The organism is Geobacter argillaceus (genome assembly GCF_007830735.1).
In the GTDB taxonomy this organism is placed as follows: Bacteria; Desulfobacterota; Desulfuromonadia; order Geobacterales; family DSM-12255; genus Geomobilibacter; species Geomobilibacter argillaceus.
In genome coordinates this window covers 44,693-54,164 of sequence record NZ_VLLN01000027.1, presented here as the reverse complement: position 1 = coordinate 54,164, position 9,472 = coordinate 44,693, and the positions used below count along the sequence as shown (strand labels likewise).

The following is a 9,472-nucleotide window of genomic DNA, read 5'->3' as shown; positions in this document are numbered from 1 at the left end:
TTGCATAGCAAAATAGCTTAATTATCAAAGAACTTCAAATGGTTACAGCTGGCAAATTTCAAATTGCTGAATTTGCCGTCACGGAGTCAGGGACCTTAAAGAACCCCGCCGCGTTGTTGCAGAATACACCAGCATCAGCCATAGAAGAAAATGATGGCAAGAGTTGGTATTACGAAGAAGATGGCAAAAAAGTTGGGCCAATACCTTCTTCAAAAATCAAGATGTTAGCAAAGAACAACCACACCATCTATCGATTTACAAAAGTCTGGCAAGACGGTATGCCCGAGTGGAAGAAAGCAGAAGAGACAGAACTTAGCCAATATTTTGAAGGACCGCCGCCTCTCATTGGAGACGGTGTAAACAACACATTCGTCTGGATTCTCGCTTTTGCTCCAATTATTGGAGCAATCATTGTATCGATTTTAACCGAACTGTTTCAATCCCATATGTTCTGGATGGTTAATGTGGGACTTAATATCGTGCTTGCACTTCTTGATGAAAGGAAATTAAATGCAGCAGGGCACAATACAAGGGCCTTGAAGCTCGGATCAGCGTGGCTCGTTCCAGTTTATCTTTACAAACGTTCTAAAGCATTAAAACAAAATTTGGCCTATTTCATCGTATGGATTGTGGCATTTATTTTATGCATATTCATTTAAAGCTCGGAGGACACATATATGAGTAACTCACCAGGTTCTGCTGCTTCTGCCACTTATCGTAAGGCGGTAAACGGAATAGCCAAGGCAACTAAACAAAAACCTAATCATTCGCGGTATCCAAGTTTGGATTTAGAAGAGGCACTTGAGTCAATTCCTGAAGCCATGAAACAGAAGGCAATCGAATGGTATATCAGGGGTATCAAGAGAGGTATGGCGAAGGCTACAGATCTTATGGCCGAGCAGGAAATCTATTTCAAAGATGCGGCGGTTTACGCACCCCAAAAGATCAATATATCAGTCCGTACAAAGTTCAAGGGAGAAGATTGGGAACGCCATGAATTAGCCGTTGAATCAAGTGAAATCGGTTTCGGAAAGTAACATACAGGGCACGTTTAACTCTATACGAACAAAAGGATGAAACGGCGAGAACACCGAATGTCCAACTTGCGGCTCGACCAGACCGCCCGGAAAAGCTGGGCGGGCTGGTCAGCTTTATGGCGTTGGAAAAATCAGAGAAGTAAAGGGGTCAACTCTCCAGAGAAGTAAAGCGAGTAAAGGGGTCAACTCTCCATTTTCCATTTTATGAGAGAGAAATGCCGAGATGACCCAACCAGACAGTTAGACGCCGCCGCGAATTCCGGCCGGCTCTGAGGCCGGGAGCCCTCCCCCCCCTTTCAGGCGGTCTCACAGGCCGGAACCAGCGCAACCCGGTCCGTTTCCTCCAGCACCTGCTGCTTCCATGCGTAGAGAGTGTTGCTCAGCTCGATCGATGTGGAGACGAATACGCCCCCCAGATCGGTCATCAGGGCAAGCGCCTCTTCCGGATTCCCCTCCAGCGCGAACTCCAGTATCCTGCCTGCCTCTTTGTGAAACAGTGCATGAAGTCTTTGCACCTTCCCCCAGAGCTCTGCCGGCCGTTCCGCAACAGGAATGGCATAAAACCACTTGCCGAACTCGCATGCTGTGTCAAGCGCTACCGATTCCGGCCGGTATTCGCTCGTCCCGCTCGTTATTGCCTCATGCAGACGCACTTTCCATACACCATGAGCAGCTATCGCCTTGTTGAGTTCCCTGGCTTTCATTTCATACCCTCCATCGTGATTACTGATATAAAGAAGATCTTAAACAGGGAATGCCTGGGTGTCAGGGAATGCCTGGGATCAGACCTACACTTTCAACAAAGCCTTTTCATGTCACGTGTGTAGGTCTGATACCTATGGCTACCGAAGGTCATGCAGCGATCTTGAACTGCCCCACTATATGCTGCAACTCTAGAGCGAGATGTGAAAGCTGTGATGCAGAGCTAGCCGTTTCGGTTGCGCCGGTGGCAGAGCGCTGAACGATGTTGGTTATCCCTTGCATATTACTACTGATTTCGCTGGTAGTGGCGGTCTGTTCTTCGGCTGCGGTGGCAATCTGATTTGCCTGTTGGGTCACCGCATTAATCTGCTCGAGGATCGCCTGGAGAGCCTGTCCCGATTTCGCCGCCTCCGTTGTTCCATTTTCCACCTCCTGGACACCCTCCTCCATGTCGGTGACGGCTACTTTTGTTTCCTCCTGGATCGATTTGATCATCACGCTGATTTCTCGCGTGGCTTTTGCGGTCCTCTCCGCCAGAGCCCGGACTTCGTCGGCTACGACAGCGAACCCGCGCCCCTGCTCGCCGGCCCGGGCGGCCTCGATTGCCGCGTTGAGGGCGAGAAGATTAGTCTGGTCGGCGATGTCCTCGATGGTGCCGATGATCTCACCGATCTGCTCGGACCGAATCCCGAGTCCGTCGACCGATTTCGCGACCGATTTTACCCGTTCCGCAATTGTTCCCATCACCACAACTGTGTTCTCCACCACCTTGACGCCTTCCACAGCAACCGTGTTCGCCTGATTGGCGCTCGTCGCTGTCATATGGCAGTTCTGCGCGATTTCCCCCGCTGTGGCGGCCATCTCCTCTCCCGCGGTGGCTACGGAACTTGCTTGGGCCACCACCTCTTCGGCCCCCTCCACCATCTGGCCCGAAGTCGCATGAAGCTGCGTCGCTGCTGAAGAGATATCCATGGAGGCCTTACTCAGCGTCGTAATGGTTCCCCTCAGGCTATCGGTCATGTGCTGCATCGCCATCATCAGGTACGCCGTCTCGTCATTGCCATCAGCATTTATCTCAACCGTCAGATCTCCTGAGGCGATCCGTTCCGCCACATTTACGCATCGGCGGATCGGGACGGTGATTACCCGGGTTGAGTACCCTGCGACGATAATGCTGAAAATAATTGCCAGAACACTGAAGACAATCGACACCATTTTCGCTTGCCGGTTACTGTTCACTGCGTCCGCATTGCTCGCCACCGACAACTTGTTGAAGTGCTCATATAGCTCCTTGCAGAGGGCGAAGATGTGTTCGTTTTTCGGGTTTGCCTCTTGTTGCCACAGCGTTATGAAACCCTGCCTGTCGTTATGCATTGCCATGTCTATCAGCTTGATACTGGTCTCTTTCCCCGTCGCAATCCCTTCCTGGAGTTTTTCAGCCAACTGCTTGCCTTCGGCGGTTTCCAAATTTTTGAGGAGGGCAGCCATGTCCTCCTTATAGGCTTTTCTGAACCCATCAATATCAGCCAGGACTTGCTTCTTTTGATCCACATTATCGAGAAGAATCAGGCTCTTTGTCGCGTCAACGATTCGGGTGATGTTGTTTCTAATGCTTGATGCATTCTCGGCCGCCTTCTGAGCGTTTCCGATTTCCACAAGGTGCTTGTCGTTACCTGCCAGCGATCGCAGTCCCACGGCGGTAGAGAGGATGAGTATCAATAATACGATCCCAAATCCCATGAACAGCTTGCCACCAATTTTCAAATTTTTCATATTTACACTCCTCATTAGTAAATGGTTATCCAAACTCCAACAGCGCCTGCCTCTCTTACCCTTGTTACCACGGAATTGGTTCCGCCATAGGATGTTCTATGTTGCATGCCACAAAGCAAAAACAAGAAAATTTGCCAAGACCACAACCATAGGCATCACCTCTCTTTCACCAGTAAAAACAGCGTATTAACAAATCAAACTCATATTTTATTTTCGACGGCAACGTTGAAATCTTTAGCAATTAATGAAAGGCGGAAAGATGCTACGGGAGGGGGGTACCCTGGCGGGGTCAGGAAACGGCTGGACAATATTTACATGTTGAACCTGACCCCATGACGAATACCTAGGGAACGTTTTTGCCGCTGACAGCCGCCTTTTAATGGGTGACCGCTGAAGACGGCAGGGGCGCATCTCACACTGTCAGTTGATCTGAAGACGATGACGGTTTAGGTCCGGGCACCTGTAGGACGTGGACAGGCGCAGCGAAAATTCGTCCGGGCTAAGATTGCCGCAGTGACGTTACTACGCAGAATGTAGGTTGTTTTTTCCACCGGATAAGGATAATCTCTCCAAAATTCTGTACACTCCCCTTCAACGAGGAACCTTATCCATGATGACCGTCGAAGAAGCGCGAGCATTCACTGACCGCTGGCTGCCCTGCTGGACAGGAAACAATCCCGAAAAACTGCTGGCATTTTATGCCAACGACGCGTTCTTTCTCGACCCCGGCCGTCCGGCGGGCATCAGGGGAATCGAGGAACTAACCGCGTATTTCGTGAAGGTGCTGGGGAATAACCCCACCTGGGTCTGGACACAGGTGGAACCGATCCCGATCGAAGGCGGGTTCATGAACCGGCTGCAGGCACGGATTCCGGTGGGAGAGAAGATCGTCGAGTGTTCGGCGCTTTGCTTCATGCAGTTCAACGAAGAAGGCAAGATTCGCCGCAACGAGATCTACTTCGACCGGACCGAACTGATCCGGGAGATCAACAAGTACCGGCAGTCCATCGCCCACTGAGCAGACATCCGGCGCTTCAGCCGTCAATGGTCAGATTGCGGCAATGGGTTTCCCTGATCCTGCTGGCTCCGACAATTGCGATTACCGCAAACCCGAGCATGAACAGAAATCCGGAGTGATAGTCACCGGCCGCGTACACGCGCAGGCCGTTCATTGTCCTGCCATCCCAGGCCAGATCCATTGCCCAGCCGAACAGCGGCTGCATCACGGCCGCTCCGAAGAACAGGCCGGTATTGACCATGCCGACCGCCATCCCGGACAGGGCCGGCGCCACCACCTCCTTGGCAGCGGCAAAGGTGACGATGAAGCCGCCGGTGCCGAACCCGAGCAGGGCGAACAGGACCAGCCCCGCCGGCCCGGGACTCCAGGGCGCGTACGCCAGGCCGAGACAGGCCAGGGTGTAGATCAGCGTGCCGGCGATGATGACCGGCTTGCGCCGCCCCATCCGGTCGGAAAACCAGCCGAACAGCATCGAACCGACGGCAAAGCCCGCCAGCGAAATGGTGGTGTACACGGCCGCTGACGAGCGCCCGAGGCCGTGCACATCGCGCAGGTACGGAATCGCCCACAACCCCACGAAGCCAAGCATCCCCCCCACCATCCCCAGATCGACCCACAACACCGGCCAGGCCGCCCCGGTCCTGACAACGCTCTTCAACGCCTGCCACCAGTGCTGGTGACGCGCCGCATGGCTGGCTTTCCCCTCCATCTCCCTCATTGACGGGAAACCGAGGTCTTCCGGTTGGTTGCGCACGAACAGCGCCGTCAGCAGGGCCAGGACGATGGTGACGATCCCCAGCACCAGGAAGACGGAACGCCAGGAGTAGGTCCGGAGCAGCCCGGCCAGGGGGCCGGCCGAGGCGATGGCGCCGATGTTGCCGAGCAGGAGGGTCAGGCCGCTGATCAGGCCGAAATTGCGCTCGCGAAACCAGACGCTGTTGCTCTTGAAGAGCCCGACGAAGACCACCGAAACACCCAGTCCCACCAGGGCACGGCCGGTGGAGACCCCGGCGAAGGTGCCGGCCAGGCCGAACAGCAGGGAACCGGCCCCGGCGATCAGGCTGCCGCCGGTCACCGTGACCCGCGCACCCAGGGTGTCCGCCAGCACGCCGGCCGGAATCTGCATGGCCGTGTAGATGTAGAAATACATGGCAGCCAGCGACCCAAGTGCGGCGCCCGAGGTGTTGAACGCTTTCATCAGGTCGGCCGAGATCACCGCCGGGGCCATCCGGTGAAAGAAGACCAGCATGTAGGTAATGACAAGGATGGTATAGATCGACCAGCGGGCAAGAAGGAAACGGTTACGGTTATAGGAAGGCATGGTCGGGGGCTCCGTCTCGTTTTCGGTCACACGAGCGTGATTCGAGATTTTTTGTGCTCTGCGGCCGCGGCAGAGCCGACATGGTCACCAGCCAGGCCCGACGCCCGGGCTCTCATCTGCCCACGGGGCGCTAGTGGGAGATCAGGACCGGGACCGTCATGTGGGCCATCAGGTGCCGGGCGATCGGTCCCAGCACGAAGGCACCGCGTCGGGTCGGGGCGAACGCCCCCATGGCGAGCAGGTCCATCGTCTGCTCACAGGCGTGATTGAGGAGCACGTCCCCGATCGGGAAATTCGAGGTAGTCAGAATCCAGTCGTGCGTGGCCGTTATGCCGTGCCTGGCCAGATAGGTACAGACGGACCGGGCATCGCGCTCAACGGAGTCATCCTGCTTACCCTGTGCCCCGACGGTCACGATGCTGACATGAGCCGCCTTCCGCAGGATCGGGAGCGAATCGTGGATCACGCGGGACGACTCCCGGCCGGTTTTCCAGGCAACCATGACCCGGTTGACTTCGGGGGAGAAGGTGCCGGCATAGGGGACCACCAGGAGCGGCCGGCCGATTCCCAGCCCCAGCCGCTCGGGAAGGTCGTCGGGGGTTCCGGCGTTCCGGGAGGCGAGATCCGGTTGGCCGACGATCAACAGGTCGGAGTAGTAGGCGTAGAGATCAACCACCTCGGAAACGCCGACGCCGACAACGGACCAGTCCACGTAGAGCCATTCGGCGGAAATGCCTGCCTGACCCGTCTTGTCGAGAAACTGTGCCTTGACCGCTTCGATCTGATCCGATTCGCCCTTGTCGTGGCGCGACGCGTAATAGGGGTGCGTCAATACGTAGAGCCCTTTCAGATGGGCTCCATGGCTGAGCGCCAGGTTGACGGCAAACTCGATCCGTGACGGGCAACTCGGCGAATTGTCCAGATGGAGCAGGATGTCCTTGATTGCCATGGCTGATACTCCTTATCGCATCACGTGCCCGGTACCGGCTTGTCAGGTTCAAGCTGGAACCGTTTGATCATCCGGTGCCGGTATTCGACGATCTCCTGCCGCAACGAGGCCAGCTTGGCCATCTTTTCATCCAGGTTGTTGATATGATGGTCGAGCATTTCGATCAGGCGGGGAATGATCCGGTCGGTTTCCTTTGCCTCGGCGTACACGGCGTCAAGCTCCTGCATCTCCTTGATGGTCAGACCCAGCTCCTTCAACCTGAGGATGAACTTGAGCTTGCGTACGTCACTCGGGGCATATACCCGGATGGCTCCCTCAAGACGCTGTGGTGGCGTCATGATCCCCATCTCTTCATAATAGCGAAGGGTCCTGGTCGTCAGACCGATATCCTTGGCCAGGTTGCCGATCGAAATGTATCCTTCGTTGTTGTCATGCATCATGGGCCTCACCCGTCGCGTCCTGTTTCTCCCGACGCATCCGTCGCAATGAGCAGAGCTGCGTGAACTGCTCCTTAGGTCATGTTCGGCCGTAGTGCCGGCTTCCCGTTACAGCCATCTTTTCCGGCGGCGATACTGCTTGAGATCCCGATAGCTCTTTTTCCCTGCCCCTTCTGCCATCCCCAGATAGAACTCCTTCACGTCCTCGTTGGCCTTCATCTGTTCCGTAGTGCCATTGAGGACGACCCTGCCCCCTTCCATGATATAGGCATAATCGCAGATGCCAAGCGCCACGTTGGCATTCTGCTCCACCAGGAGAATGGTGGTCTTCTCCTCGGTATTGATCTTCTTGATGAGCTGGAATATCTCCTGCACCAGAAGCGGAGCGATCCCCAGGGACGGTTCATCCAGGAGCATCAGCTTCGGCCGCGCCATGAGCGCCCGGCCGATGGCGAGCATCTGCTGCTCGCCGCCGCTCAGGTAACCGGAAAGCTGGTTCCTCCGCTCACGCAGCCGGGGAAAGTAGTCGTACACCAGCTCCCGGTCGCGCTTGAAACCGGCCGCGTCCGTGCGGGTGTGGCCGCCGACGGTGATGTTCTCCTCGACCGTCATGTCCTCGAATACCCGCCGCCCCTCCATGACCTGAAAGATACCCTTGCGGACGATCTCCTCGGGGTGCAGGTTGTTGATCGACTCCCCCATGAACTCGATGGTCCCGTCGGACACCTCCCCCTCTTCCGACCGGAGCAGACCGGAGATGGCCTTCAGCGTCGTGCTCTTGCCGGCACCGTTCGCCCCGAGCAGGGCAACGATCCGTCCTTCGGGCACCTCCATGGTCAGCCCTTTGAGGACGAGGATGACGCGATTGTAGATCACTTCGGCATTGTTGATACGCAGCATGTCGATCCCCTCGCGGCCGGCGAAGAGCGCTGCAGGGAGTCGCCACCTGCAGCGCCGTGATGGTCCTGGTTACAGCCCCAGCCACTCTTTCCTGCGCGGGGTCTCCTGGTCTTCGACCTTGGCCATCTTGCCCCCCTTGATCACGTAGATCGTGGTCTTGGTGGTCGGCCGGTGGTCGGCGGCGGTATAGGTCACGGGCGGGGTCAGACCGCCGGTGTCGAAGTTCTTCAGGGTTTCCAGCGCCTTCTTCACCCCTTCGCCGGTCAGCTGCTTGTTCTTGTCGGCGATCCTCAGCCCTTCGGCCCAGGTGAGGCCATAGGCCCAGCCACGGATATACACGGTGTCGGCGCTGTTGGCCGGGTTTTTCTTGTTGAACTCCAGAATCTGTTTCATGCCGGGAACATTGGCGCCGTAGGGGACATGGGTTGCCATGCCGTACACCCCTTCAGCAGCATCTTTCGCCAGAGCGGGCAACGCCTCGGTCATGCCGTAGTTGCCGAGGAAGAACACGGTCTTGATCCCCAGTTTCTTGGCATCCTTGAGCAGCACCGCACACCAGGAAACCGTGGTCTGCACATAGGCATAGTCGGGTGCTTTCTTCTGCATGTTCAGCAGGTTGGAGGTGACATCCTGGAAGCTGGCAGGGATGATCTCCTCATGCACCAGGTCGATCCCCAGCTCCTTGGCATACTGCCTGCCTGCCTCGATAGGGGCCTTGCCAAAGCCGTGATTCGGATAGATGAAGGCGACCTTGGGGGCACGGGACTTGTCCTTCCAGTTCTTCTTGACATGCTGGAGAAAGCCGCGGATCTGGTCCGAGTAGCTGGCGCCGACGAAGAAATTGTACGGGGTCTTGGCCGGATTGGTCAGATGGCCGGAGAACGAGGCGGAAAAGTACGGAATCTTGTCCTTGGAGATGGTGTCTTTCAGCGCCTCGGTGTCGCCGGTTCCCCAGCCGTTGATCATGACGACCTTGTCCTGCTCCACGAACTTCTTGTAGGTGGCATTGGCCTGGGGAATCTTGTAGGCGTAGTCAACGTTGATCAGCTCGATCTTCTTGCCGTTCACCCCCCCTTTGCTGTTGACGTGGGCGATGGCATCCTGGACCCCTTCGGCGAACGGCTTCCCCACATCGGCGGTGACACCGGTCAGATCCCACAGCCCGCCAACCTTGATCGACTCCGCTCCCCACGCCGGGAGAGCCAGCAGCAGTGCTGCCGCCATTGCCAACATGCCGGTGTACTTTTTCATCTGCTCCTCCTTTTCTGGTTGATACTGCCCACGCTACTGCATCGCCAATCACTGCTCCGTGTCCATGCCTAATACTGTCTTTGT

Annotated in this window: 10 protein-coding genes; 3 read left to right on the top strand and 7 right to left on the bottom strand. The window is 56.3% G+C overall.

The window, feature by feature from the left end:
• Nucleotides 1–38: 38 nt before the first annotated feature.
• Nucleotides 39–659 carry a DUF4339 domain-containing protein gene (locus JN12_RS17050; protein WP_145024967.1) on the top strand — a complete coding sequence of 207 codons (621 nt, stop codon included), beginning with the start codon at nucleotides 39–41 and terminating at the stop codon, nucleotides 657–659.
• 18 nt (nucleotides 660–677) lie between these two features.
• Entirely contained in the window at nucleotides 678–1,037 is a 360-nt protein-coding gene (locus tag JN12_RS17045) for a hypothetical protein (RefSeq protein WP_145024965.1), read from the top strand.
• A gap of 296 nt (nucleotides 1,038–1,333) precedes the next feature.
• Here the strand turns inward: JN12_RS17045 and JN12_RS17040 are convergent, their stop codons facing one another.
• The gene (locus tag JN12_RS17040; RefSeq protein ID WP_145024963.1) at nucleotides 1,334–1,741 is read right to left on the bottom strand and encodes a CZB domain-containing protein; all 408 of its coding nucleotides are present in this window, start codon (nucleotides 1,739–1,741) and stop codon (nucleotides 1,334–1,336) included.
• Nucleotides 1,742–1,889: 148 nt separating this feature from the next.
• Nucleotides 1,890–3,512: a methyl-accepting chemotaxis protein gene (locus tag JN12_RS17035; protein WP_145024961.1), complete on the bottom strand. Its 1,623-nt coding sequence runs from the start codon at nucleotides 3,510–3,512 to the stop codon at nucleotides 1,890–1,892.
• A 610-nt stretch (nucleotides 3,513–4,122) separates the two neighbouring features.
• Between JN12_RS17035 and JN12_RS17030 the strand changes: the two genes are divergently transcribed.
• Nucleotides 4,123–4,530 (top strand): YybH family protein, encoded by a 408-nt coding sequence (locus tag JN12_RS17030; protein WP_145024959.1) that lies wholly within the window; start codon nucleotides 4,123–4,125, stop codon nucleotides 4,528–4,530.
• A gap of 16 nt (nucleotides 4,531–4,546) precedes the next feature.
• On the opposite strand, the gene JN12_RS17025 is transcribed toward JN12_RS17030, so the two are convergent.
• The 5 genes from JN12_RS17025 to JN12_RS17005 form a co-directional block, all read right to left on the bottom strand.
• Complete coding sequence (locus JN12_RS17025) at nucleotides 4,547–5,851, bottom strand: MFS transporter (protein WP_145024957.1); 1,305 nt, start codon at nucleotides 5,849–5,851, stop codon at nucleotides 4,547–4,549.
• A gap of 130 nt (nucleotides 5,852–5,981) precedes the next feature.
• Nucleotides 5,982–6,800: a universal stress protein gene (locus JN12_RS17020; RefSeq protein ID WP_145024955.1), complete on the bottom strand. Its 819-nt coding sequence runs from the start codon at nucleotides 6,798–6,800 to the stop codon at nucleotides 5,982–5,984.
• Nucleotides 6,801–6,820: 20 nt separating this feature from the next.
• The gene (locus JN12_RS17015) at nucleotides 6,821–7,240 is read right to left on the bottom strand and encodes a MerR family transcriptional regulator (protein ID WP_407925392.1); all 420 of its coding nucleotides are present in this window, start codon (nucleotides 7,238–7,240) and stop codon (nucleotides 6,821–6,823) included.
• Nucleotides 7,241–7,345: 105 nt separating this feature from the next.
• Nucleotides 7,346–8,137, bottom strand: coding sequence for an ABC transporter ATP-binding protein (locus JN12_RS17010; RefSeq protein ID WP_145024953.1), 792 nt, complete (start codon nucleotides 8,135–8,137; stop codon nucleotides 7,346–7,348).
• A gap of 69 nt (nucleotides 8,138–8,206) precedes the next feature.
• Entirely contained in the window at nucleotides 8,207–9,388 is a 1,182-nt protein-coding gene (locus JN12_RS17005) for an ABC transporter substrate-binding protein (protein ID WP_145024951.1), read from the bottom strand.
• Nucleotides 9,389–9,472: the final 84 nt, after the last annotated feature.

Excerpts from the sequence above, each read along its gene's own strand:
- JN12_RS17050 (WP_145024967.1), top strand. The coding sequence starts at position 39 with ATGGTTACAGCTGGCAAATTTCAAATTGCTGAATTTGCCGTCACGGAG.
- JN12_RS17045 (WP_145024965.1), top strand. The coding sequence starts at position 678 with ATGAGTAACTCACCAGGTTCTGCTGCTTCTGCCACTTATCGTAAGGCG.
- JN12_RS17040 (WP_145024963.1), bottom strand. The coding sequence starts at position 1,741 with ATGAAAGCCAGGGAACTCAACAAGGCGATAGCTGCTCATGGTGTATGG.
- JN12_RS17035 (WP_145024961.1), bottom strand. The coding sequence starts at position 3,512 with ATGAAAAATTTGAAAATTGGTGGCAAGCTGTTCATGGGATTTGGGATC.
- JN12_RS17030 (WP_145024959.1), top strand. The coding sequence starts at position 4,123 with ATGATGACCGTCGAAGAAGCGCGAGCATTCACTGACCGCTGGCTGCCC.
- JN12_RS17025 (WP_145024957.1), bottom strand. The coding sequence starts at position 5,851 with ATGCCTTCCTATAACCGTAACCGTTTCCTTCTTGCCCGCTGGTCGATC.
- JN12_RS17020 (WP_145024955.1), bottom strand. The coding sequence starts at position 6,800 with ATGGCAATCAAGGACATCCTGCTCCATCTGGACAATTCGCCGAGTTGC.
- JN12_RS17015 (WP_407925392.1), bottom strand. The coding sequence starts at position 7,240 with ATGATGCATGACAACAACGAAGGATACATTTCGATCGGCAACCTGGCC.
- JN12_RS17010 (WP_145024953.1), bottom strand. The coding sequence starts at position 8,137 with ATGCTGCGTATCAACAATGCCGAAGTGATCTACAATCGCGTCATCCTC.
- JN12_RS17005 (WP_145024951.1), bottom strand. The coding sequence starts at position 9,388 with ATGAAAAAGTACACCGGCATGTTGGCAATGGCGGCAGCACTGCTGCTG.